General features: G+C 57.4%; 18 protein-coding genes. 13 read left to right on the forward strand and 5 right to left on the reverse strand.

The annotated features are described in order from the left end of the window. The first annotated feature begins 11 nt into the window (after window positions 1-11). The 5 genes from OH764_RS00705 to OH764_RS00725 all read left to right on the forward strand — a co-directional run bounded on the left by OH764_RS00705 (window position 12) and on the right by OH764_RS00725 (window position 5,986). Window positions 12-524, forward strand: coding sequence for a hypothetical protein (locus OH764_RS00705; protein WP_498847663.1), 513 nt, complete (start codon window positions 12-14; stop codon window positions 522-524). A gap of 815 nt (window positions 525-1,339) precedes the next feature. Then, window positions 1,340-1,690, forward strand: a complete 351-nt coding sequence (locus tag OH764_RS00710) for a plasmid mobilization protein (RefSeq protein ID WP_498847664.1) — start codon at window positions 1,340-1,342, stop codon at window positions 1,688-1,690. A 2-nt stretch (window positions 1,691-1,692) separates the two neighbouring features. Further along, window positions 1,693-3,462, forward strand: coding sequence for a relaxase/mobilization nuclease domain-containing protein (locus OH764_RS00715; protein ID WP_498847665.1), 1,770 nt, complete (start codon window positions 1,693-1,695; stop codon window positions 3,460-3,462). Between the two features lie 733 nt (window positions 3,463-4,195). After that, window positions 4,196-5,548: a hypothetical protein gene (locus tag OH764_RS00720; protein WP_498847666.1), complete on the forward strand. Its 1,353-nt coding sequence runs from the start codon at window positions 4,196-4,198 to the stop codon at window positions 5,546-5,548. Window positions 5,549-5,608: 60 nt separating this feature from the next. Continuing rightward, the gene (locus OH764_RS00725) at window positions 5,609-5,986 is read left to right on the forward strand and encodes a RipA family octameric membrane protein (RefSeq protein WP_498847667.1); all 378 of its coding nucleotides are present in this window, start codon (window positions 5,609-5,611) and stop codon (window positions 5,984-5,986) included. A gap of 843 nt (window positions 5,987-6,829) precedes the next feature. Here OH764_RS00725 and OH764_RS00730 read toward each other — a convergent pair. Together OH764_RS00730 and OH764_RS00735 are read right to left on the reverse strand one after the other, a co-directional pair. Then, window positions 6,830-7,552 carry an SDR family oxidoreductase gene (locus tag OH764_RS00730; protein WP_498847668.1) on the reverse strand — a complete coding sequence of 241 codons (723 nt, stop codon included), beginning with the start codon at window positions 7,550-7,552 and terminating at the stop codon, window positions 6,830-6,832. A 52-nt stretch (window positions 7,553-7,604) separates the two neighbouring features. Then, entirely contained in the window at window positions 7,605-8,264 is a 660-nt protein-coding gene (locus tag OH764_RS00735; protein ID WP_498847669.1) for an HD domain-containing protein, read from the reverse strand. A gap of 180 nt (window positions 8,265-8,444) precedes the next feature. Here OH764_RS00735 and pdxR point away from each other — a divergent pair, with 180 nt between their 5' ends. From pdxR to OH764_RS00750, 3 genes are all read left to right on the forward strand, one after another. Beyond that, entirely contained in the window at window positions 8,445-9,854 is a 1,410-nt protein-coding gene (pdxR, locus tag OH764_RS00740; RefSeq protein WP_498847670.1) for an aminotransferase-like domain-containing protein, read from the forward strand. Between the two features lie 119 nt (window positions 9,855-9,973). Continuing rightward, window positions 9,974-10,390 carry a cupin domain-containing protein gene (locus OH764_RS00745; RefSeq protein WP_498847671.1) on the forward strand — a complete coding sequence of 139 codons (417 nt, stop codon included), beginning with the start codon at window positions 9,974-9,976 and terminating at the stop codon, window positions 10,388-10,390. A gap of 24 nt (window positions 10,391-10,414) precedes the next feature. Next, window positions 10,415-10,870 (forward strand): carboxymuconolactone decarboxylase family protein, encoded by a 456-nt coding sequence (locus tag OH764_RS00750; RefSeq protein WP_498847672.1) that lies wholly within the window; start codon window positions 10,415-10,417, stop codon window positions 10,868-10,870. A gap of 119 nt (window positions 10,871-10,989) precedes the next feature. Here the strand turns inward: OH764_RS00750 and OH764_RS00755 are convergent, their stop codons facing one another. After that, window positions 10,990-11,154: a hypothetical protein gene (locus tag OH764_RS00755; RefSeq protein ID WP_498847673.1), complete on the reverse strand. Its 165-nt coding sequence runs from the start codon at window positions 11,152-11,154 to the stop codon at window positions 10,990-10,992. Window positions 11,155-11,362: 208 nt separating this feature from the next. On the opposite strand from OH764_RS00755, the gene OH764_RS00760 reads away from it, so the two are divergent. Further along, complete coding sequence (locus OH764_RS00760; RefSeq protein WP_498847674.1) at window positions 11,363-12,136, forward strand: HD domain-containing protein; 774 nt, start codon at window positions 11,363-11,365, stop codon at window positions 12,134-12,136. 551 nt (window positions 12,137-12,687) lie between these two features. On the opposite strand, the gene OH764_RS00765 is transcribed toward OH764_RS00760, so the two are convergent. Then, window positions 12,688-16,836, reverse strand: coding sequence for a CheR family methyltransferase (locus OH764_RS00765; RefSeq protein WP_498847675.1), 4,149 nt, complete (start codon window positions 16,834-16,836; stop codon window positions 12,688-12,690). 976 nt (window positions 16,837-17,812) lie between these two features. Continuing rightward, window positions 17,813-18,568: a hypothetical protein gene (locus OH764_RS00770; RefSeq protein ID WP_498847676.1), complete on the reverse strand. Its 756-nt coding sequence runs from the start codon at window positions 18,566-18,568 to the stop codon at window positions 17,813-17,815. A 1,190-nt stretch (window positions 18,569-19,758) separates the two neighbouring features. Here OH764_RS00770 and OH764_RS00775 point away from each other — a divergent pair. From OH764_RS00775 to OH764_RS00790, 4 genes are all read left to right on the forward strand, one after another. Then, window positions 19,759-21,045 carry a hypothetical protein gene (locus OH764_RS00775; protein WP_498847677.1) on the forward strand — a complete coding sequence of 429 codons (1,287 nt, stop codon included), beginning with the start codon at window positions 19,759-19,761 and terminating at the stop codon, window positions 21,043-21,045. 242 nt (window positions 21,046-21,287) lie between these two features. Continuing rightward, on the forward strand, window positions 21,288-21,557 hold the full coding sequence (locus tag OH764_RS00780; RefSeq protein ID WP_498847678.1) for a hypothetical protein: 270 nt from the start codon (window positions 21,288-21,290) through the stop codon (window positions 21,555-21,557). Beyond that, window positions 21,554-22,507 (forward strand): IS5 family transposase, encoded by a 954-nt coding sequence (locus tag OH764_RS00785; protein ID WP_498847679.1) that lies wholly within the window; start codon window positions 21,554-21,556, stop codon window positions 22,505-22,507. The genes OH764_RS00780 and OH764_RS00785 overlap by 4 nt, the downstream gene beginning before the upstream one ends. A gap of 469 nt (window positions 22,508-22,976) precedes the next feature. Beyond that, entirely contained in the window at window positions 22,977-23,423 is a 447-nt protein-coding gene (locus OH764_RS00790) for a 3'-5' exonuclease family protein (protein WP_498847680.1), read from the forward strand. Window positions 23,424-23,650 lie beyond the last annotated feature (227 nt).

Below are 23,650 nucleotides of genomic sequence, written 5' to 3' on the forward strand. Positions count from 1 at the left end.
AGGGGCTCGTCATGGACACCGGTGCGGAGTCAGTGCGGCTAGCGAAAGAAGTCGTCAACGATGTCTTCAAGTTAACTGGCCAGAAGACTGATCTGAGTGACCCGGTCGTAGCCGCCGCGCTCATTTTTTCACGCATGGTACGACAAGCCGGTGCGGATTCAGCAAAGGAAATCAAGGCAGAGGCTAGGCAGTTGAGAGCGGCTGCACAGGCATCGAGCGATGCGGTTAAACCGACAAAGCGAGGTCCCATGAAGTTTTCGATGACGTGGGCCACGCCATGGATGACGGTCGCGGCGCTCTTGGCTCTAGTCTCGCTGATCGCCGTCGTAAGCAGTGTAGTGGTAATCGAGATGCAAGGTCAGCCCAGAGGCACCCAAAGCACACAACCGGCCCTTGACTCAAACGTCGTGCGTGCGCTTATGAAGCGACTCATGAGCCTTCAGCCGAAGGCGCGAGCAGAGCTTTTCGGGTATCTGGGTGAGGACACACAGCGGGCGTTGGTTGCAGTTGGGTACCAGCCTTGATCTAGACGCGAGGTAGCCAAGCATTTTGACCGTCACGCAAATAATTTTTTAACCCGCGGTCAAATTCTCGCGACGATCTTTCCCGTGGCAGCAAAAGCCGGCAGGCGAAGACGTGACCGACTCTCCTTCTTTGCTGCTCGGGGGAGCTGGATCTCCCGGCGGCCGCGTATGAATCGATCGTCTGTGTTTACAACCGGCTCACGAAAGACGTCGTCTTCCATTGTCTGTTCGGCGTCGACCATCCGCAGGCCCAGCTTTGTCAGCGTGGGGTGCTGGGCTACGGTTGCAAGCAGCCGAGTGACGGACCCGCCGAATCCGTTCTCGTGCCTCGCGACGGCTTTCGCCAACAGTAGCGCTTTAGTCAAACCTCCTGTGTTGCGGCTATACATCAAAAGCCATACTAAGTTATGAAGATTGCGGGACTGATGAATGTTGCCTGAATGTTGTCTATTTGTTGCCACAGTGTTTCATTGCTGTTCGAAAAACGTTGTGCACAACGAAATTGTTTCTCTTTTGTGCGTCGTCGCGTTTCCTTGACGTTGCTTTTCGCGTCCTATAACGATGTAGTTGTTTTTCGATGTCTTCTGTAGAGTCGAATTTGACGCGATAGATAAATGCGGTTGGGAAGCAAGGTGTAATTCGCGCTTCGCTTGAATTGTTACGCTCGGACCGAGCACTCGCCCCAATCGCTTTGCTCAGGGGTTGCCTTCGTGTCCGCGCTTCGCTCGACACTGCGCGTTTCGCAAAACTCAACTTGCAAATGAGGATGCATGGCCATTGACGTTAGCAAGCGGCGACGCCGTGGACCGGTCCCATTGGATGCCGACGATAAGCGCCATCACACGGTATCTGTCCGCCTGAATACCGGGGAATTAGATCGGTTGGATTCGCTACGAGCGCGGGTATCGATGCAGCGTGGCGAATACCTGCGGGCGGCTGCGCTTCACCAGTTGCCGCCGACCATACCAATGGTCAATCGTGAGGCATGGGCGGTGATGGCGCGTGTCGCCGGTAACCTCAATCAATACCAGACCGCTGTCAACGAAGGGCGGGCGCACGGATATCCGCGGGGTTTCCTGGCCGATTTGCGAGATGCGGTGAAAGGTTTGCGCAGGGATCTAGTCGGCGTCAAACCAGCCAATGATGAGGATAGCGAAGAAGAATAACGATGAAGGCAAACATTACACGGGGCGGTGGTTTTCGCGGAGCGTTAAATTACACTTTCGACGTACGATCAGAGGCTACCCAAAAGAAGAACGCAGAGTTAGTTGGCGGCAACATGGTTGGCGACAATCCTGCGGCCCTTTCTCGCGAGTTCGGGGTCGTCCGTAAATTGAGGCCTGATATCAAAAAACCAGTTTGGCATTGCTCGCTCGCGTTGCCGAAAGACGAAAGCCTGTCCACCGAGAAGTGGGACGAGATAGCGCGGGACTTTATGGAATGTATGGGTTTCCAAGTAGATACAACGCTCTATGTGGTGGTCAGGCATAACGATACGGAACACGACCACATTCATATTATCGCATCACGAATAGCGTTAGACGGGAGTGTCTGGTTAGGTCAATGGGAAGCTCGTCGCGCGATCGAGGCGACGCAAGAGCTCGAAAAGAAGCATGGATTAACCGTAACGCCCGGACTCGGGGATGCTCGTGTAGAGCGAAAGAAATTAACCCGAAATGAAACGAAGTCGGCGGCGCGAACAGGGCAGGAACCGCCGCGTGAGCGTTTGCAGCGGCTGATTGATGATGCAGCGAAAGGAAGGCCGAGTGCATTGGAGTTTGCAAGGCGCCTCGAGGCCGTCGAGGTCAACGCTCGGATCAATCTCGCAAGTACTGGTCGTCTGAATGGCTTCAGTTTTGAGATTAGCGGCATCCATTTTAAGGGGCAGGACCTAGGAGAGGCTTACAAATGGAATGGTTTGCAGAAGCGAGGTGTTACCTACGATAAAGAGCGGGACAGTGGCGGACTGGAACGTTTCCGGGCGGCTGTAGCGGTTCAGCAAGTACACGGCAGCGACGATCTACGAGGCTTAGCACAGGACCCAAGGCGCGACCTCTGGCGTGCCTACCAGGTATGGAACCGCGAGCGATCGCGACAGCTCACCGCGCGAAGTGCGGAGCAACGAGAGAGAGCGAAGGCGCGTAAGGCAGTCATCAAGGATAGTTTCGACGCAACGAGCGCGCGGCTCAATGCGCAGCGCAGCACCGGCAATGGCGCACAGATTCGCGCGCAGCTATCGATTGCGCGCATGACGCGCGTAACGCAGGAGACGGCTCTGCGTGAGCAGAACGAACTTGAGCGTGCGGAACTGAAGGCGGCGAAAAACAAGCCCTACGTCGAACGCTATCGCGTATTCCTCGCCGAACGTGTGCAGGTGGGCGACGAGCTAGCACTGGCGGAGTTGCGGCGCGTTCAGCGACGCGCTAAGTCGCTGGCGGATGTTTCGAATGAAGCCATCATGCGCCCAGCGCGATCGCAGCCACAGACCGAACGAGATCCATTGCATCCGGGCATCGCGTTGGCGTACGTTGTCGCTGCGAATGGTGACGTGACCTATACGAAGGACGGTCATACAGTCATCGTCGATCGCGCACACGAAGTGAAAATACTGCGGCATGACGACGCGACGCTTGAGACAGCCATGCGGCTTGCAATCGCGCGAGGTTGGGGCGCAGCCCTTGACATGTCGGGAACGGACGCGGAGAAGCGGCGGGTAGCGGAGTTGGCCGCCGAGCGGCATATTCGAGTCGAGTTCGCGGATCCGAAGCTGAACGAAATCACAGCGGAGCGGCGCTCTCAGATGGCGCGGACAAAGACCCAGCAGTACAAGGACTTTGGTGAAAAGTTGGTGCCCGTAGCGACTCCAGTCGTCCCATACCGCGAGCCAGACAACGCGCCGGAGCCGGTTCAACGTACACCACGCCCACGCATCAAGTAAGCCGCATATTTGTAGTCAGGGGTGGCGTTTTTCGATCTCATTGGTAACGTTGAGCGGTGGAGCTTGTGGGCAACGGTGAGCGCGCAGTGCTGAGGACGGAAACCCGCGTAGCGGGTTTGTCCACAAATCCACGGCTTAATGGTCACGGTCGTTCTCACGCCTAGCGCGGAACAACCTCGAATACGACAGATGACAGAGGCCCAAGCCTGACGACGTTTTCCGGCTTGGGCTTTTAAGTGTAAAAGTCTGGACTTGATTTGACAGACGGTGTCAGTCGTCGGTCTCAGTGCGGGCCACGAGCAGCCGGTCGTGGTCGTCATCCAATTCGAAGCGCCAAGGTCTCGACAGCTCCCGCTCAATGGCCGGTTTCCGGCGAGCAATTTGCCGGTGGCTTTGCCTCAACGCGACCATGAAGCGACGTTCCCATGGTGCCGCAATTCGACATTGGAGCGTCGGTAGCCCATCGAAAGCGGTCGGCAAACCTCGCAACGCGGTGGCGGTTCATAAGCCACTGCGGACGCGCCTGGTCGGTAGCGGAATGTCTGCGCTCTGGCAGTAAACAGCTGACGCGCCTGTACAATTCGCGCGATGTGTGGTGCGGCGAGGTGGAATAGTCTCGACGCATACCGCGTACGCGGCTAACATCGCGTCGCTCACCACGTCTTTACTTTGCTAAATGCTAACGCCCATCGTAAAACAAGAAGGCAGCACGCGAACGGAGAAGCACCTCGCGATGATCGCGGAGGATGCGTTTTTTGGACTTTGGAGCTACCCGAGTGTGTACCGCGACGAAGGAATCGCAAAGAATGGAATCGGTCAGGAAGTTGCCGATTTGCTAGTATTGTTTGGTACGGACTTAATAATCTTCTCCGACAAAGATATTTCTTTCCCGAAACACATCGACATCAAAGTGGCTTGGGGTCGTTGGTATCGAGCAGCGATCAACGATTCTGCCAAGCAACTTTTCGGTGCTGAATCGTTCATTCGGAATCATCCCGGCCGCTTATTCCTCGACAAAACCTGCAAGGTCAGCTTCCCGCTCCCCGTTAACCCGGACGACCTGAAAATTCACCTGGTTGCAATAGCACGCAATTCGAGTTTTAACTCGCGAAAATATTTTGACGAAATAATGCCAGGCAGCTCCGGTTCGCTGATGCACGCCTATTTCATGAATGAAAAACAGGCCCTTGACAATCCCTTCAACGTTCCAGATTTAAATCCGAACAAGACATTTATTCATGTCTTTGATGACTTTTCTTTGGATTTAGTCCTGCTTCACCTTGAGACAATCAGCGATTTCGTCAACTATCTGAATGAAAAAGAGTCGGCGGTTCGTAGGAAAGGACTAAGTCAACTTGCGGGCGAGGAGGATTTCCTTGCGTACTACCTGAATGAAATAACCGAGCAAGGTTTCGGAAGGATTTCGTCGCCAAAAAGAATGCCCAAAGATTTCAGTTTTTCGATCCCAGAACTTTGGTGGAAAAGTTTTTTCGATTCGAAAATGTACCACGAATACGAAAAAATCCGAAAGCAAGCCCGGCCGTGGGGCAAAATTGTAAGCGATTTTTCGAATGCCATAGCAACGGCACAGGTGGGAGAAGGGGAGAGTCTACATTTTCTCGATCACGAAATCGCAGTTCGCGTGCTGGCCTCCGAAAATCTCTTCTCGCGTGCGCATCTATCCAAGGCGCTGTTCGAAAAGTATGCCGAAGTTCCCCCCGGAGCCAGAAGCTCTCGAATTGTCTTCTCACTAAGCAAACCTGAGCGATTGTATGTGTTTCTCTTTTTTCCTTGGTCCACAAATTACGAAAACTACATAGAATATAGGAAGGAGCGGACCGCATGCATGAATCTGTACGCGCATGTTGCGAGATATAAATACCCTCAAGCAGAAGAGATTGTCGTCGTTGGGATGGATACGCGAGGTGCCGAAAGGTCGTCAGAAACAGTTATTGCGTTTAGCGCGAAAGAGCCAATGACCGATGCTGAGAAAGACGACGCCAAAAAAATGATGGAAGAGCATGGAATCCTGCGTGACACAATCGAGACAAAAAGAACGTCTAGACGCAAAAGACTCGCTCGGTGATACCGATGAGGCCGTTTGCGATTTAGGCCTTTTCGATAACAGGCAAACCTTTGGAGGAGTATGGAAGAGACTACTACGAAAAATATGACACCTGAGGAAATCTCAAGGCGTTCGAGGGCGAGAAGAAAGGAGGCTTTAGAGCGCGCGCTGGACACCCGCCAGTTCGAGATTGACCTCTATTGGAAGCGGGCGACCTATTTCTGGACTTTTATCGGCGCAACCCTCGCCGGGTTTATTGCAATTCAGGCAGGGAACTCGCCCAGACGCGAAATACTTCCGTCCTGCTGTCGTGCCTTGGCAAGTGTTCTCGTTCGCTTGGTTGCTTGTCAATCGAGGAAGCAATATTGGCAAGAAAATTGGGAAAAGCATGTGGATTTGCTCGAGGATTATGAGACTGGGCACTTTACAAGATCACGCTTTTCCGCAATCCGACCTTGACGCCTCTGGAACGTCTGGATCATCTCATCACCGGGATTTCAGCGTTCTCAGTTTCAAAGATCAACCAAGTAGTCAGTCTCTACGTATTTCTTTTGTGGGCCTTCCTAGTACGTTACGTAATTTGGCCGCTGAATATACGCTGGCCGATCAACTGGCCGTACTGCATGTTGATCGGCTTGACCGTTGTTACATGCGGCCTCTTTTTGCGCCGAGGACGTACTTACAAAGGTGGTTGCTGGCATTACGCGGCAATTCGTGAGTCGCGAATTACGCCGCCTAGAAAACCCTGAGCCTGCAGCATCCTCGCCAATCTTGACCGCTGCAGGCTTGGCCTACGCTTTCGACTGCGCGGACGTGGGCTCGTTTATGTCTTTGAGGTCGCTAGCAGATACGTCAACGTTAAGCGCTGGGCGAGTATTGAAGTGAACGACCGTTGTACAGTGGAAACCGCCTTCGACACAGTTTGGAAACGAACGACGGGAACGGGGTCGGGAGTACGCACTGGCGACTGGCCGCTTCCGGGAAGCGGAATTCAAGTGGCCGCTTTCCGGCGATGAATTTGAAGAGCGGATTGACGCAACCCGACCCGCTTCGGCCAGTCAGCACTACTACCATGGGCGTCCCTTGATGGAGTGCAACAGTCGTTCGCTGGGGATATAGAAGAGCCACCCCATTGCTGGAGCGGCGTAGAAGTTCGTCATTGTGCCGAGAGCGGTTGACGAACCGGAGAGAAAGTTGTTCTTGCCACTAACGCGCTAGCGGCTGTCGCGAAGTCGTTTCGGGCGTATCAGCGAAGCGCGGTAATGCGCCCCGCCGACTTCGAGCACGATGATAGGTGGGCGATCAGAACGCCGCCTTTCCCACCGACGCGCCACCGTCAACGAATAACGTTTGTCCAGTGATAAAGCCCGCATCGTCGGACAGAAAGAATGCTAAAGCCGCGGCCAATTCCTCAGGCTTGCCAAACCGCTTCATCGGTACGAGCGAAAGAAACCGCTGCTCCGCTTCGCTGCCCATGGGCGTGTTCTGCCGGAACAGTTCGGTTTCGGTGGGCCCAGGCGCGACGGAGTTGACAGTGATGCCCGTCTGCGCAAGCTCGAGCGCCCACGTGCGCGTAAAGCTCATCATCGCGGCTTTCGCCGCAGCGTAGGCCGTGCGGTTGGCCACGCCAAGAACGACAAGGCTGGAGAGATTGACGATTCGCCCCCACCCTCGGTTCCGCATGCCGGGCAGCAGGGCTTGTACGGTCTGCACGGCAGACGTGAGATTATGACGGAAGGACGCTTCGAGATCGTCGAGATCGATCGCTTCAACGCCGGCGAGCCGGACAAAACCCGCGTTATTGACGACGCCATCGAAGGCGTAGCGCTCGGCCAGCCCCGCGAGCGCACGCGCGGTCGCATTTCGATCCGTCAGATCGACTGAAACCAGTGTGCCGGGAAAACTTGAATCGTCGGCGCCGCGTGCGAGACCGACGACCAGGTGGCCGTCGGCGGCGAGCCGGTTCGACAACGCCCGCCCGATACCCTTGCTGGCGCCCGTTACCAAGAATGTACGTTTGAACATCGGAAAATCCTGAAAGGCATAAGAGAGCTGGGCTGTATCGTCCGCAAGGACGTTAGCCCCAACGGGAATTCAAGATGATGCTGCACAGGTTCACGCGCTCGAAGCCCGGGTCCTTGTATGCGAGGAAATCGTCGTTGAACGTGCCGAACGTGGTGGCTGGACGATGCTTCATGCCGTCGTAGAAGGCGTCGATCATCCTGCCGGCGAAATTAGCGCCGCGCGGCCACGCTGCGATCACCGCCGCGCGCTGTTCCTCCGAAAACGTATCGAAGCCCCGTCCCGCCACGTCCATCCCCGCTCCGGCTTGCACCAGCGCGATTTCACCGTGCATGTGCTCGGGAATGCCCGGCGTCGTATGGAGCGCGACAGCGGTCCACACTTTCGCTATGTCAACCTCGTCAACATGATGGCTGCGCAGAAAATCGCGCGCGGCGTTGGCGCCGTCTACCTCGAAACGCAGTTCGCTTTCGCGATAGGCCGACGTCAAACCGATATCGTGGAACATAGACGCAACGTAGAGCAGTTCCGGGTCGAAGGAGACGCCGTTTCGTTTTCCCAGCAGTGCACCCCATAGGTAGACGCGTGTCGAGTGATTGAACAGCAGTTCGCTCTCGGTGTCGCGAATGAGTTGCGCGACCTCCCGCGCGAGCTGGCTGTCGGGAATGACGACGCCGAGCATGTCGTTCGCCGGCGTTGTTTTATCGTGCTTCATTGGGTTCCTCAAGCTGGAGATAGCGTGCGGTTTCCGCTACACGCCTGACTTCTGGACCGTGCCGCGTTGTCCGCTGATCCCGCATGGCATTGTCTGGCGGCGCTACTCCGGGAAAGTTACGCTTCCCTTGAGTCATGCAAAAGACCCAAGATCGAACAATCCGAATGTACTATCGCGTCCATGACAAAGCTTTCTATCGGCCTCGATCGCGCCGGACGCATCTCTCTATCGGCGCAAATTTACGGCTCGATTCGAGATGCGATCGAGTCGGGCCAGCTTGCCGCCGGCGCGCGGCTGCCCTCCTGGTCGGATCTGGCCGCCCAGCTCGGCGTGGCCCGGGGCACCGTGCGGGCCGCCTATGAACGTCTGATCGACGAGCAGTTCGCGATCGGCCTGGGTGCGGCCGGCACCCGGGTAACCGAGCGGCCGTCGCCAACGACGACCGGATGGTCTCCCGAGACGCCGCCGCTGCCCGATCTCTTCTACGACTTCAACGCAGCGCCTTTGGCGTTTCAAATGGGTGTGCCCTCCCAGGACGCCTTTCCGTTCAAGCTCTGGTCACGCATTCAGGCGCGCGCGGCGCGCCATGCGGCAGCGGCTCCTGTAGGCTACCCCGATCCACGCGGCGAACCGGACTTGCGACAGGAGATCGCGGCGTATCTTGGTGTCTCACGCGGACTTCGATGCAGTCCGTCCCAAGTCTTCGTCACGGGAGGTTTCTCCGGCGCGCTCAATCTCGCGATTCGTGCCCTGCGCGTGGAGGGTAGACAAGCCTGGATGGAAGACCCCGGCTTTCCGCTCACGCGTACGGCGCTTGAGCTGGCGGGAATGACCGTGGCAGGCGTGCCGGTGGACGCGGATGGGCTCGATATCGACGCAGGCATCCGGATCGCACCCAAAGCGGTCCTCGCGGTGGTGACACCGGGCCAGCAGGCCCCGCTTGGGATGACGATGTCTCTCGCTCGACGGATTTCACTGCTCGGCTGGGCCAGACAACACGAAGCCTGGATCGTTGAAGACGATTACCTCGGCGAGTTGCAGCTGAAAGGACGGGCCGCACCGGCACTGGCCTCGCTCGATCGGGATGGACGGGTGCTGCACATCGGAACCTTCAGCAAGACGATCAGCCCGGCACTGCGCCTAGGGTTCCTTGTTGTCCCGCCGGGCATGGCGCGGCACTTCGGCGACGTCGCGGCGTGCCTTTCGCCTGCCCCGGCTGCAGCCGTGCAGCACGCCGTAACAGAGTTCATGCACGAAGGACATTATCTTCGCCATCTGCGACGAATGAAACGTCTCTACGCTGCGCGGCAGGAAGCTCTCGTTCGTTGTCTCAAGGAGCAGGCCTCGGAATCGCTCAGAGTGCAGGCCGCCGCCGGCATGACCGTCGTGGCCGCGCTTTCCCAATCCGTATCGGATGTCGACATCGCTTTGCGGGCGCGAGCTTTCGGGCTGGCCCCAGTTCCTCTGTCTCCTTGGTACACAGGCGATCCGGGGCAGCAGGGGCTGCTGCTCAGCGTGACGAATCTGAATGAAAAAACGCTGCCGGCCAACTGTTCCCGCCTGCTGGAACTCGCTCGCGGGCGCCACTGACGGACCAACGACACCTACTTTGCCATCGCTTCTTGGTACAGTAAAAATGTTCATTCCTGGTGCTTTTGCGTGCCCGCATGCCACGAGACAATGCGAAAGCACAAAGGAGCCCGACATCCATGAACATTCAAACCATCGCAAGAGCCGCCTGCACAGCCATGGCCTTCGCCATCGCCGTGCCGGCCGCGGCGCACGGTGTGGCTGAAAGGGTCACACCAAATTTTCAGCATGCCATTCCCAACATTCCGGGGAAGTCGTTGACCGCCGTCGTCGTCGATTACGCACCGGGTGCCGCGTCTTCAGCGCACAGGCATGCGAACTCGGCCTTCATCTATGCCTATGTCGTATCGGGCGAGATCGAGTCACAGGTCGATGACGGTCCGAAGCGTGTCTACCATGCTGGCGAAAGCTTCTTCGAGGAGCCCGGCGCCGTTCACCGCATAAGCCGCAACGCGAGCGAAACAGAGCCTGCAAAGCTACTCGCCGTGTTCGTCGCGGACACCAACGACAAAGTGCTGACCACCCCCATCAAGTAATCCACCACGTTAAGGAGGCACCTCATGAGCAAGCGTCTCGACTACGCTCAGATTGCGCCTGCGGGCGTCAAAGCCCTTGGCGGCGTCTACGGCTACGTCATGCAGAGCGACCTGTCGCCGGTTCTCGTCGACCTGGTCTACCTGCGCGTCTCGCAGATCAACAACTGCGCCTATTGCCTGGACATGCATACACGCGACTTGATGAAAAAAGGCGTAAAGATCGAAAAACTGGCCTTGGTGCAGGCATGGCGCGAAGGGGGCGATCTCTTCGACCTCCGTGAGCGCGCCGCACTCGCGTGGGCCGAATCGGTCACGCTGGTGGCGCAGACCGGCGTGCCGGACGCGGCCTACGAGGTTGTCCGCGCCGTGTTCAATGAACGCGAACTGGTTGACCTGACCATCGCCATCAGTCTAATGAACACGTATAACCGTATGGCAATCGGCTTCCGGAACACGCCGCAGGCCGTGATGGAAACGTAAAGACATTCCGGGCTTTCACACCGAAAGCGCCTGGACTTCGACATAAGCACGCACGATTCTGTGACGTAATAATGCAGCCGCTTTGCATAGGCGCGGCGCGATTGCATGTCTAAAAATAATCACAGTCGTTCAACTGGTTGACCAGAGGCGTCGAGGTTGAAGTGCTCGGACTTGCATAAAGCGAGTTCACCGAAGACCCGCGAATGCTGGCGGAAGTGCTCCGCGTTCCTGAAGGGAATCCCAAGGAACAAATCGCCGATGCGTTCAACGATGGGAATGAGCATCGACTCCAGTCGACCTTCAGCACGGTGAACGACCACTCACGATGCGCTTGTAGTTGTCAGGATCCCATGCATCAACGCGTGTGCTGTCCACTCGACGGTCATCCGCAATGGTCTTGGCGGAAGTCGAACAGTTGGGGGGAAATGTCATAGCTATCTCTCGCCGGACGGGACGGCGGCAGAAGTCTGCATGTTGAAAAGGAATTGGACTATGAAGATCGCTCGCTTTATGAGTATGGCTAGCGCCGTGCTTCTAATTTTTGTGATGGGTTTCATTCAGGCGTCGAACGTGTGTGCCGCTGACCGTGCTCCTGCACCGCACCAGCAAAGTTCGGACACGGCCGATAGAACGCCCCACATAGCAATCCCTGACAGCAAATTGGCACGCGACGCTGCCCGATACATACGTCACTCGGAGGGGGAGTTCCTTTTCGAGCATTCGACGCGGGTTTATTGTTGGGCAGCCTTAACTGCGCAACGAAATGGCCTTCCCTACGACCCGGAACTTTTGTACGTCGCGGCAATGTTCCATGATTATGGCTTGACTGAGAATTACGCTCAGAGCCATCTGCGATACGAGGTCGATGGTGCGAACGCCGCTCGCCAATTCCTGCGAAGCCACGGCGTGTCGGAAGCCGCGAGCGAGCAAGTCTGGCTTGCGATTGCGCTGCATACAACGAACGGTATCCCTGCACAGGTTTCACCGCTGGCAGCACTCGTTGCTCAGGGAGCGAACATGGATCTGGTTGGCGTCGGCTACGACGATTTCACGGTCGAGCAGCGAGACGCCATTGAGATGGCATACCCTCACCCGCAAGACTTTGCCGAAGTCTTCATGCGTACCCTTTACGACAGCCTCAAACATCGGCCTGAAACCACTCAGGGCACCGGCTTGGCGGATGTAATGGCCTATGAGGATCCCCACTTCGTCCGTAGAGACTTCAGCGCTCTGATGCGCAACTCTCCTTGGGCTGCAAGAAGATGAGCATTCAACTCGGGGATACCGGCTGCACCTCACCCATGGCCCGACGCTTTCGCTCTTCGTTGTCCTAAGGCGCAGTTGACCGCTGGACGCTAAAACCGATGTCTCAGGCCCGGATGGCGACGCCTATGCGTCGCTTCCGCTGGTGAGCAACGACCGACGCGGCGAGCAGCTCACAACGCAGGCCCTGACAGAAGCCTTGGGGAGCAGCGGCGCGTAGGCGCTCTCACGATCGGATGTAGGGGACATGGGAACATACTACGGTAAGCCGACCACACACAAAGGTAGCGTGCAGTTGTCGGGAATCTGGAATACAACGGCCGTTGGGGTGTCAACTCCGGAGCATCGCTGACTGTCTGAAATTGGCCGAACCCGGATATCCGTCGGCTGACGACAAACGGCCCGCCCCGGCTGATCGCCGAACTTCCCTAGTCGACCCGTTGCTGTCGTTTCCCGCCGAATGGCCCGGATGTCCCTTTTGTGCAATTGAACGGTCATTCGGCGGCCCTCGCCAGATCAACGGTACGACCTCAGACAACGCTATGCCGAGATACTCACCTGTTAGTTTGCTGCATTATCGCTCCGATAACTTGAAGCAACGCACTCAAAGTTACGGGCTTGCCGAGATGCGCATCGAATCCTGCGCGCAACGCCCGCGCAGCGTCCTTATCACGTCCGAACCCCGTCAATGCTATGGCAGGAACTTTGGCCATATTCGGCCGCTTGCGCAGTGCCTCGATCAGTTCGTACCCGCTCATGCCAGGCATGGCGATATCCGACAGGATCAAATCGAATTGGCGATCCTCGACGAGGGCAAGTGCCTTTTGCGCGCTGGACTCGACGGTGACCTGGGCACCTTCAATTTCGAGCAGCGCGCCTAATGCCTCAAGGCTTTCGATCGAATCGTCGACCAGCAGGACCCTAAGTCCCTTAAGGATGCTGGCGTCGGCAAGAGCGGGAAAGCCCGAGCGCATCGCAAAAGGAGAATGCCTTGGTAACCACAAACGAAAACAAGCTCCCCGATCGATCCCGGCCGATTCCGCTTCGATCCTTCCGCCATGCATTTCCGCCAGTTGCTTCGTAAGCGACAGGCCAATCCCGAGTCCGCTGCCATCTCGTTTGACGCTCCTCTCCGCCTGGCTGAACATGTCGAAGACTTTAGGCAGGAAGTCCGGTGCAATGCCCTTGCCCGTGTCTCTCACTTCAATGCAGGCAAAGCGATTATCTTCGAACAGGGCGACCCTGATACTGCCCCCACGAGGGGTGAATTTGAGCGCGTTGCGAAGAAGATTCCATAGCATCTGTTCGACCCGCACGGAATCGGCTTGAATGACATGTGCAGTGTCGGTCCCGCAGGTACTCAACGCGATGCCGCTATCGTCTGCATCTGTGGCGCACGCTTCCGTTACTGAGCGAACTACGGCCGCGAGGTCCACGTCGCCGAAACTGAGGGCGAGCTTTCCGGTGCGCACCCGCGACAGATCGAGAAGATCGTCGATAATCTTTGCCTGACTGATGACAGAGCGCTGAATGGCCTGGGCCGCGTCTTGAACCAGAGGAATATGCTTTGCATCGGGCACACGACTAAGCAGTTCGGCCTTAACGTGAATGAGGTTCAGCGGATTCTTGAGTTCATGTGAAAGTACGGCGAAGAACTCATCCTTCTGGCGATTGATGGATTCAGCCTGCGCACGCGTCGCTCGCTCCAACTCGAGTTGCATCTGCTGTTGACTCTCCACGCTCTTCTTATCGGTCATGTCACGAACGATCTTGGCCAATCCGCTGAAGCCTTCGCTGGTGATTTTGGTCATCACTCCGCTGCAGTAGATTCGCCTGCCATCCTTGCGTTGGTGCCATCGTTCGTCTTCGGCCCGACCAATCGCCTTTGCGGTCTCGCGTTCCCGAAGTGCGACATCCTGCGCCCGATCCCCCGGCGTGAAGATCAGATCGACGGGCTTGCCCAGTACCTCCGGTTCGTCATAGCCGAATATGCGCTGTGCACCCCTGTTCCAGCTCACGACCCTGCCGTCCAGGTCCTGGACGATGATTGCGTAGTCATCGGTGGCGATTGCGGCAAGCTTGAGTCGTTCCTCCCCCACACGAACTTCCTGCTGCGCGAGGCGTCGCTCCGTGATGTCAATCAGCGTCAACACCGCCCCGTCGATGCGGTCTTCGCCTGTTCGGTAAGGTAGCAGCCGGACCAGATACCATTCACCGCTTGTCGTGCTGACTTCGCGCTGCGTGATCTGCAGGCTTTTGAAGGTAGCACTCGCGTCGGCGGCCAGCTCCGGATAAATGAGGCGATGCGTCAGGTCAAACAGCGAACGGCCAATGTCCGTTTCGATCAGATTGAACAACCCGACAGCAGGGGCCGTGTATCGCTTGATGCGCATCTCACTATCGACGAAAATCGTGGCGATGCCGGTGGACGCTATGAGGTTTTGCAAATCGTCGTTGGCCTTCGCCGTTTCTTCGACCTTCGTTTGAAGCGCGCTATTAACGGTGACAAGCTCCTCGTTGACCGACTGCAGTTCTTCCTTGCTCGTTTCGAGTTCCTCAGTCGCTGAGCGCATCTCTTCGTTGATCGCCTGAAGTTCTTCGTTCGAAGCCTTAAGTTCCTCATTCGAAGCATTCGATTGCTCAATGCTCAGCCGCAGAAGTTCCTTCGTGCGAGATAACTCGCCCTCAAGATGTGCGACGAGCGGATTGTGATCCGCGTTTGTCTGCTCTGCTTGCTCAGGGCGAGTCGTTTCCTCGACCTCATCGAAGAAAACCGTGAAGAATATCGCCGAGTTCGCTGCGTCGTTGAACGGACGAACCGTCATGTTTACGTAGGAATGGGTAGCGCCTTGCGAGAACCGCACCCGCTCAGCGTCGACGCTCCTACCGTTTTGCAGCGCCTGATAGAGCGCGGTGCGCAATTCAAGACCCAAATCGGGGTTTATGAGTGTGAGCAGATTGTGCGAGGGCTCACCGCCGACATAGCGCAGGAATCGCCCGACGTCATCGGACATGTGCAGGATTTCTGCGTTCCTGTCCACCAGCACACTTGGCGGTGCGTACCGTTCGATCGCCTGCTGATGAAGAGTCGCAAAAGTCAGGCTTGCGGGGTCGCGCATCGGTGCGGGCGCGAGCGGGCGTGGCGCGAAAGCCTGAGTGCCGGTCACAGCCGGCGACGAAATCGACGGGACCTTTGTAGGTAGTATTCTTGCCCGATAGATCCGGTTTTTCTTGTCGACCGTGCTGAAAAGATCATCCGCGATGTCGACCGACTCCGAGGTCCCTAAAAACAGCAAACCACCCGGCTGGAGCGCAAAATGAAACGTTTCGAGCACCTGACGCTGCACGCTTCGGTCGAGATAGATCAGCAGGTTGCGGCACGAGACGAAATCGAGATGAGAGAACGGTGGATCACGCAGAATGTTGTGAGGCGCAAACAGAACGCTTTCCCGCAAGGCCTTGCTGATTATGTATCGGCTGCGCTCCAGCGCAAAGAAACGCCGCAGGCGCGCGGGCGGAACGTCCGTCAGAATCGATTCCGGGTAGCTGCCAGTACGCGCGACTTCTATTGCTTGCTGATCGAGGTCCGTTGCAAAAAGTTGCAGCTTCGGTAACTCGGTACCTTCTGTCTTGCGCTCGCTGAACAGCATGGCGAGCGAGTACGCTTCTTCACCCGTGGAACACCCGGCCACCCATACGCGAACGGACTCGCCCTCCGCCTTGCTCCCGATGATGGCCGGCACCACTTCGCGCTCGACCGCCTCGAACGCCTCGCGGTCCCGGAAAAAGTTCGTCACGCCGATCAGCATGTCGCGAAGCAGCGCGCCTGTTTCGTCCGGATGGGTTTCGACGAAGCGCTGATAGGCCAGCAGGTCCGGCAGGCTGTTGACCTGAAGGCGGCGCTCAATCCGCCTCAGTACGGTCGCGCGCTTGTAGTGCTGGAAATCATGGCCAGTACGGATGCGCAGCGCCTTTAGGATGCGTTGCAGCGCGTCTTCTGCCGCACCCGTGCCGTCTTCCGCCGGTTCCCCCGCCGTCGCGCTCGGTTCGACGTCGGCGGACGGTAGCGTAATCGACCGTGCGTTCGCGTTCAATTCGATCAGCTTCTGCGGGATGTCGACAACCGGCAGCACGATGTCGATCTGCCCGGTTGCCAAAGCGTTGGCGGGCATCTCTCCGTACTCGGCGTCCTCCGGCGATTGGGCCAGCGTAATGCCTCCGCATTCCTTGATACGGCCGATGCCGACTGCGCCGTCGCTGCCCGTGCCTGAGAGAAGGACGCTGATCGCACGTTCGCCGTGTGCTTCGGCGAGGCTGCGAAAAAACAGGTCGATCGCGACAGGAGCGCCTCGTCCCCGCTCGGCTGGCGTCACGGACAGGTAACCATCTGTCAGCGACAGAGCGGTCGCCGGAGATATCAGATAAATGTGGTCTTTCTCGACGGGTGTGGCCTGGGTCAGCTGCAACACCGGCATGCGGGTGACACGCCGCAGGACGTTGTCGGCTTGGCTTTCGTGAGAAGGCGAAAGATGAAGGACAACCACGAACGCCATGCCTGGGGCCTGCGGCATGTGTTCAAAAAACCTCATCAGGGCCTGAACACCGCCGGCCGATGCACCGATCCCGACAATCGGAAAGTCGAGGGCAGACGTTTTGCGAAGCGCTGCTGGCTGGTCGCCCGCAGCATGATCTGGTTTTTGCATCCGACAAGACAACCTTGAGTAAGTATCGACGAGTTTAATCTGATATGTGGGAGAAAGGGAGTAAGCACTGGGTCCTTCCAAGGCCCGCGCCGAAGGCCCGGTCCGGCCGAGCGAGGTAGTCGTGTGACCATAAGCAAGGCTCGTCATTTGCTACGCTTTGCGACGGGGGCGACACATAGATCAAAGACGCAGCGCAGGGCATCTCGTGGCCGTGGCGGCGTCGCTGGGCGGGGCTGCAAGCGCTGAAAGCGATCGTCTCCGCACTGCCTGCCGACTTCTCAGCGAGAATGTTCAACGTCGTGAATTTTCGCGCGTGGCCATGCCAACGGCCCGAGCTGCTCGCCGCAGGAAGCCGCCTGCCAGTCGTCCATGGCTCCCACGGTGCAGTCATCACCACGGTTTATATCGTTCCGCTTGATAGGCGCATGCTCCTTGCTGATGTCGGGCGGGGGAGTCCCAGGTGGCCGGCCTGACGCATGCCGAGGCCGGCGTGCACGTACGCGATCTGGAACTTCATACCTGAACCACGAGTCTCGGCTGGTTTTTTGCCTGATGACGACCGGGCTGAAGAGGAGACTGAAGGCCGGTAGCAACGTCAAAGCTGACGTTAGAACGTCGCGGACCGACCGCTAGCGAACGTCGCTTCATGGCCGATTGGGTGAGGTCGCCAACGGCCGCTCATTGGAACCCCAGTTAGCAAAACCTGAATTTGGCTGACTGACCGGTCCGGGGAAAGTTATCTGACCGGAGCGGGTCGGGTGCCGACTTTCGCCACCTGCATGGTTGAGCATGCCTTCGCAGGATCTGACGGTAGGCGTCGTACACATCATCCTGAACACGGGCCTGCAGCTCGTGCTGAGCACTCAGTCCTTGAACGTGTGCGCCCAGTCGTCAAGTACAAGCACAAGGCGTTGTTGCTCGACAGGCAATGCGACCATCGGCTCGGGCAGCCGCGCTCAAGGGAGTAAGTCGTCGACTACTTTCCGTTCATCCAGTACTCTTCTACTGCCCAAAGTGGTCGACCGCCCTGCAGAGCTTTGATGGCCGCTACGTATGCGTCGTAGGTCGCCTTGTCGAAATCGGTCCAAGAGTCTCCTTTCGCAGGCGCAACGTCCCAGAGCCTCTTGAATGAATGATGCAGCGGTGCAGCCGGCTTCGCCCGTGCCAGGCGACCTAATGCTTTAAGTAACTCTCTGTCCAGGGGCGGGTGCAGTCTCGCCAATCGAATGTCGTCGTGGCAGGTACTGCCACAAATCAGCTTGGATTTTAGGTAGATGTTTACCAGTTTCTGCGCACGACCGTACGTACATACGAATTCGCGCTCGACCTTCTTCTTCTCGGACGTGCCACTTTCTACGTCTTTCTCATCGGCAGTGTAGGTAGGCGGTGCGGCCGCCATTACCCTGTGAATGAGTCCATCGTTAAATTGGTCAATTTGATCCGGTTCCGGAAGATCTTCAACGCTGCGAATGTCTCGTACGCCTGCCGCTTCCAGCACCAGCCTCGCTGTCTCGAGGGTATATCCTCCACCGCTGCCCCCGCGAGAGTACGCACGAGCGGCTGCCCACACCGCGAACCGGTGGCGGTGCTCATCTAAGGTGTAGTCGGACGCGTCGCCTATTTTGGGCGCCTGCGTTTCGGCGCAAGGCTCCTTCGCCAGAGCGAACCCGGTAGGCATCTCGGAATGGCCCGTGTGAGTGCATGGGTGACCATCAGGATCGTCGAGTTCCACGAGTCGACGACTCTCAAGCAGTGTAGCGTCATCGAGAGGTGTCCTTCGAAGCATGGCGGTCTCCATAGGCCGTGGGAAAACCAAGCCTATCGAAATTGCTGGCAAACAGGCAATACTTCGAGTCACCCAATTTTGCAATGAACAAGACCTTGCAGGATGGTCTTTGCTCACCTTAAGCTGTGTGCTTGCTTTTACAATCCGACGGACCCTGCTGCACCCCTCCTGCAATTTGTAAATCGTCGGGAAGGTCGCTTTAGATAGGTCTGTGGCCAGGTTTCTGCGGCACCAACTGTTGAACTCGGCTAGAAGGATTTCCTACTTTGATGGGGATTTACCCGACCGACACGATCGGACTGTATGGTTCCGCCCATATTTGTCCTGGCCCGAACGGACGCTCAGTGATTACGAGGGCGGCCGAGGGAGCCGAGGATTGGCTAGACCCGGCGGTAACACGGGTGCCAACACCAAGTTTGTGGCATGGCCCAACAGGGCGCTTGCTTACCTAATTACTCGTCCGTTTTCTCGACCGTGCCCCTTCGGCGATCACTATTGGCGAATCTTCCGGAAGCTGGGCGCGCATTTTCATAACAGTTGCGGACCGATAGCGTTCCCCCACACCGCACTCGTTGACCCTTGTGTAACCCAATCTCGGCTATGACCGATGACGCAACGGACATAATGGGTAAGCGGATCGACCGGCTACCGCCTTATGCGCGTTAAGTGTAGCCGCGGGCTGCGTGATATCTGATGTTTCACGACCAATTTGGGCGGCCTGAATTAATCGAGCAGCGAGGCTCGGACGCCAATGCCAGACAATTGTTTCACGCGAAGGGATTGTCTTTGGCGTGCGGGATCCGCGTTGCCTGACATAACAGGCGTTATGTCTCAGTGCCGCGTCGAATCGTCATAGATATGACGGGCTACGTAATAATGAATTCGGAATCGCCCAACGTATCCGGTGGAAAAATGAGCCTATATGCGGCAGCGTGTGTAGGCTCACAAGGACATTTGCGATAAGGCGAACACAGCCGATATTTGGCAACATTAGGAGCACATAAGTTTCTTCCTGTCGGGCAATTATGTATACAGACCGACCGAAGCACCGGAATACACCGCTCAGCGTGGCTGAGGCGCGGGAGCGCTTGGAGCTATATGGACTCACTTTGTCAAGCGAGCACCCGGACAACGTGGTGACAACATTGACCACGGTGAGTGTTGCCTGTGCGGTCGGCCATTCGATGCGGCGGCGCTACGGTGACATCCGGAAGCGCGGATGCCCGGAATGCAAAGAGCCGTTCGGAGAACGTCTTCTCTATGCGTTTTTGCGCCACTATGCGACAGGTCCAGACGATTGGCAAAGGATGGTGGTAAGGGGACTCGACCCAAAAGATGCGAACCGCAAAGTAGTTTTTGACGCGGCTTCTCCGATTCGGAAGTTCGGCCTTGAAAACCACAGCGCCTATCACGATCCCAACCAGAACGTCCCCATATTTCAAAGGATCATCTCGAAGAAAGAGCGCCTGCGTCTGGACAGGTTGAAGGTACCGCAGGCGACGAATGGGAAACATCGGGGAGGACCGCTGGATGGCTGGCACGTCGGGGTTCTCTGGTTTGAAGCGGCCCGGCTCGCAAGACTCTCCGATGGTTCAGGTTCCTATCTATCGATCGCCATCCAGGAGTTTAAGCATGTGGCGAGGTCGATTGGGCTCAAATTGAGAGAGGATGGCGTGGAAATCAACGCGGCCGAAGTCTATGCCGGCCTCGGTCGCGATGCATTGGCAGGCATCGGTCGCGAATTCCACCTGCTGGGACCTTGGCGCGGCAGGACGTTCGAACATCGGTGGCGGCACTCGTGCGGTGGCGAGTTCAACAAGGTTATCCGGGAGCTCGAAAGCAGGCCGCCGGGAAAAAGCGGGTGCCCATTCTGCGATCGGGAGGGTGTATGCGGTCGCTGGCTCGCTTTCCTCGAGCGACTAGAACAGCACGGCTATTGTTTTGCCGGCAAAAGCAGGTATCGGATCTGCACCGAGCATCAGGTTGTGCAGTTGCGTTGCGTCGTGCATCCTGCGGGACGGGTTCGACGATTGACCCGATCCAAACTCTACCAGTGGCTTGACGGACTGAAAGCTGGGGCTACAAAAGCGCTTCCTCCTCCGTGCCTCACGTGCAGGGCGGCCTACACGCGGGACGTTCAATTTCGGGAACGGCAACGACGCGAAGCGGAGCGACAAAGGCTCGGCCGCCGCTTGGAGGCGTTTGGATTTACGCTGGTGACTATGTTGCCAACTTCTGTCCGTGACCCTGCAACGGGAAAAATACGCACGCAGAAAAACAAGATTCGGTGCAAACGCTGTGGTCACGTTTGGTCGATTTTCGTCGTCCAGCAATTGGCCAAAGCCGAAAAGCGAGGGAGGATGGGTTGCCCGAGGTGCAGTCCGCTAAAAAAAGGCCCGAAGGCGGACGGAGCAACCTGTTGACGACGTGCTGATGCGCGAGATATCTTTCAGCGACAGGGCTTCATCTGGCCCGTCCGTCACGACGGCGAAGTCCTCCGCTTGGGCCTCGACAAGCTTGATGGCTGCCTCCCTTTCCGCGTGCAAGTGCGATAGAACGGCGCGATGGAACTTCCGAAGCTTGGCTAACCTGCGCATCGCGTCATTTCACACTTTCGCGGTGTGCGGATCGGGGCGTATGCTGGTATCACCAAGGAGAAGACACCATGCCAGCCGACAAATTGGGCCGCTACATGACCAGCCGCGCGTTTTTGGAACGAGCCCAAGCCGCCGTCGCCAAGGCTGTGCGCGCGCTTGGGGCAAAGGGCATACCAGAGGAAGAGAACATGACAGAATTGGATGCGTACCTTGCTACGGTCGCCAACGGTACGAGGAAGGAACTTACCTTCTTCCTAGGGATGGTCTGCAAAAGTCCTGGCGTCGAAGTCTGGTTGTCCTATCCTGGAAGAACGGGAATTAAAGGAGTTCCTCGATGACACAGCTCGGTCTTGGCCTGGATCTTTCAACGAAACGCACGCGCAAGCGGGAATTTCTCGATGAGATGAGGCGCGTTGTGCCATGGTCGAGGTTGATTGCGTTGATCGAACCGCACTATCCGAAGGGTAAGACTGGAAGGCCGCCGTTTCCGGTTGCGACGATGCTGCAGATTCACTTCATGCAGCAGTGGTTTGGGCTTTCGGACCCGGCGATGGAAGAGGCGCTTTATGACGTGCCGCTGTACCGTGAGTTTGCGGGGCTGGACGAAGGTATGACGCGTTTGCCAGACGAAAGCACGATTCTGCGGTTCCGCCACCTTCTCGAAACGCACGGACTGGCCGCGCAGATGCTCGCCCTGGTCAATGAGATCCTGAGTGAAAAAGGCTTGATGTTGAAGGCAGGGTCAGCGGTCGATGCGACCTTGATTAGCGCACCGAGTTCGACAAAGAACGGCTCTGGCAAACGGGACCCGGAGATGCATCAGACGAAGAAAGGGAATCAATGGTACTTCGGGATGAAAGCGCACATCGGCGTGGACGCAGAGTCGGGGCTGGTCCACACCGTCATTGGTACGGCAGCCAACGTGCACGACATCAATGCGGCCGAAGCGTTGTTGCACGGCCAGGAAAAGGATGTGTACGCTGACGCCGGATATCAGGGTATAGAAAAGCGATGTCAGGCGAACCCGGTACGCTGGCATGTCGCGATGCGACCGGGCAAGCGTCGACAACTGGACCTGACCAATCGTCTGGACGCGATATACAACCAGATTGAGCGCCTGAAGGCTGGCGTGCGCGCCAAGGTTGAACATCCGTTTCGCGTGCTCAAGCAGCAGTTTGGTTACACGAAGACCCGCTACCGAGGATTGGTGAAGAACACCGCGCAGATCACGACACTGTTTGCGCTGGGCAACCTCTGGATGGCGCGCAAGGCTTTAAACAAAGCGTGAAACGCCCGGCGCATCAGGCCGTGAGTCTCGGCAAACGAAGGTCATCATGCTTCAAAAGCCGCACGATCAACCTGCTGGCAGACTCTGCGGCCGATACGCCCAACGTGAAAAAAGATCGGCGCACATGAAAACATGTTGTGCAGACCTTCCCTAGGTTTTTTCCTGCACGAGTGTCCCACGAGCATGATCCCAGCGAAGCAACAGGTGCAGGAATGGGCAGAGATATTGGAGAAGCGCGGTCCCGAATTTTCGGCCGATGCCGCCGCCTGTCGCGAATTCAGTGAAGGAAGCGACGGCTAATTTCGAGTTGTCGCGACCGGTCGCGAATCCTGCCGGCCGGACGGCGGACCGAGCACCGGTATCGGAGCAAGCAACGTCGATGACTTCACGAAAGCCGATTTACGTGCACGCGTCGGCGATTTGATGATGCACGTTTCTGACGCCTACACCTAATAGTGCCGCCCCGCCCATGCGCCTTTTCGTCGATACTGAATTCACCGATTTCATCGACTGCGATCTGATTTCGATCGCGCTCGTCGCTGACGATGGCCGGGAGTTCTACGGTGAGCGCTCGGATTACGACGATGCAACCTGTACCGCGTTCGTGCGTGAAGCGGTGTTGCCGCAACTCGGCCAGCATCCAGGCCGGGTCTTCACGCGTGACGCCTTGCGCGCCGATCTTCTCGCGTGGCTGGCTCAGTTCAACAGCGAGCAAGAGCGCATGCTGTGCTTCGACTACGCGGGCGACTGGGATTTGCTCGTGGATCTCCTCGGCGATGTACCGGATGGCTGGTTGGCGTGCCATATCGGCCAAGCGCTGCGCCCCGAACGCTCGGAAATGTACTTTCGCGAGCATGGCGGCCGGCACCACGCGCTGCACGATGCGCGTGCGAACCGATACGCGATGCAGGGCTGACCGCGAGCGGCCGATGCGTAAAAGTCAGGGTTTCGGGAATGGCTCACTGGCGCTACAGCGCGCGAAAGGTCGAAACTTTTGGGATGGCTGCTGACCTTTCTGTGCGTCTACCGGCGAAAGGTCAGGGTTTTGGGGATGGGTTTTCAGGGTTCTATATCTCAATGCAAAGCAAGCCCGCGACGCGGGCGCGAAAGCCCGAAGGAAAGACGTCGCGGGGAGTCGGTAAC

This window comes from Burkholderia sp. M6-3, from assembly GCF_050858985.1.
Lineage (GTDB): Bacteria > Pseudomonadota > Gammaproteobacteria > Burkholderiales > Burkholderiaceae > Paraburkholderia > Paraburkholderia caledonica.

What these genes read in the sequence shown, in the direction of transcription:
- OH764_RS00705 (WP_498847663.1), top strand. Translation starts at nt 12, where the DNA reads ATGGACACCGGTGCGGAGTCAGTGCGGCTAGCGAAAGAAGTCGTCAAC.
- OH764_RS00715 (WP_498847665.1), top strand. Translation starts at nt 1,693, where the DNA reads ATGAAGGCAAACATTACACGGGGCGGTGGTTTTCGCGGAGCGTTAAAT.
- OH764_RS00720 (WP_498847666.1), top strand. Translation starts at nt 4,196, where the DNA reads ATGATCGCGGAGGATGCGTTTTTTGGACTTTGGAGCTACCCGAGTGTG.
- OH764_RS00725 (WP_498847667.1), top strand. Translation starts at nt 5,609, where the DNA reads ATGGAAGAGACTACTACGAAAAATATGACACCTGAGGAAATCTCAAGG.
- OH764_RS00730 (WP_498847668.1), bottom strand. Translation starts at nt 7,552, where the DNA reads ATGTTCAAACGTACATTCTTGGTAACGGGCGCCAGCAAGGGTATCGGG.
- OH764_RS00735 (WP_498847669.1), bottom strand. Translation starts at nt 8,264, where the DNA reads ATGAAGCACGATAAAACAACGCCGGCGAACGACATGCTCGGCGTCGTC.
- pdxR (WP_498847670.1), top strand. Translation starts at nt 8,445, where the DNA reads ATGACAAAGCTTTCTATCGGCCTCGATCGCGCCGGACGCATCTCTCTA.
- OH764_RS00745 (WP_498847671.1), top strand. Translation starts at nt 9,974, where the DNA reads ATGAACATTCAAACCATCGCAAGAGCCGCCTGCACAGCCATGGCCTTC.
- OH764_RS00750 (WP_498847672.1), top strand. Translation starts at nt 10,415, where the DNA reads ATGAGCAAGCGTCTCGACTACGCTCAGATTGCGCCTGCGGGCGTCAAA.
- OH764_RS00755 (WP_498847673.1), bottom strand. Translation starts at nt 11,154, where the DNA reads ATGCTCATTCCCATCGTTGAACGCATCGGCGATTTGTTCCTTGGGATT.
- OH764_RS00760 (WP_498847674.1), top strand. Translation starts at nt 11,363, where the DNA reads ATGAAGATCGCTCGCTTTATGAGTATGGCTAGCGCCGTGCTTCTAATT.
- OH764_RS00765 (WP_498847675.1), bottom strand. Translation starts at nt 16,836, where the DNA reads ATGCAAAAACCAGATCATGCTGCGGGCGACCAGCCAGCAGCGCTTCGC.
- OH764_RS00780 (WP_498847678.1), top strand. Translation starts at nt 21,288, where the DNA reads ATGCCAGCCGACAAATTGGGCCGCTACATGACCAGCCGCGCGTTTTTG.
- OH764_RS00785 (WP_498847679.1), top strand. Translation starts at nt 21,554, where the DNA reads ATGACACAGCTCGGTCTTGGCCTGGATCTTTCAACGAAACGCACGCGC.
- OH764_RS00790 (WP_498847680.1), top strand. Translation starts at nt 22,977, where the DNA reads ATGCGCCTTTTCGTCGATACTGAATTCACCGATTTCATCGACTGCGAT.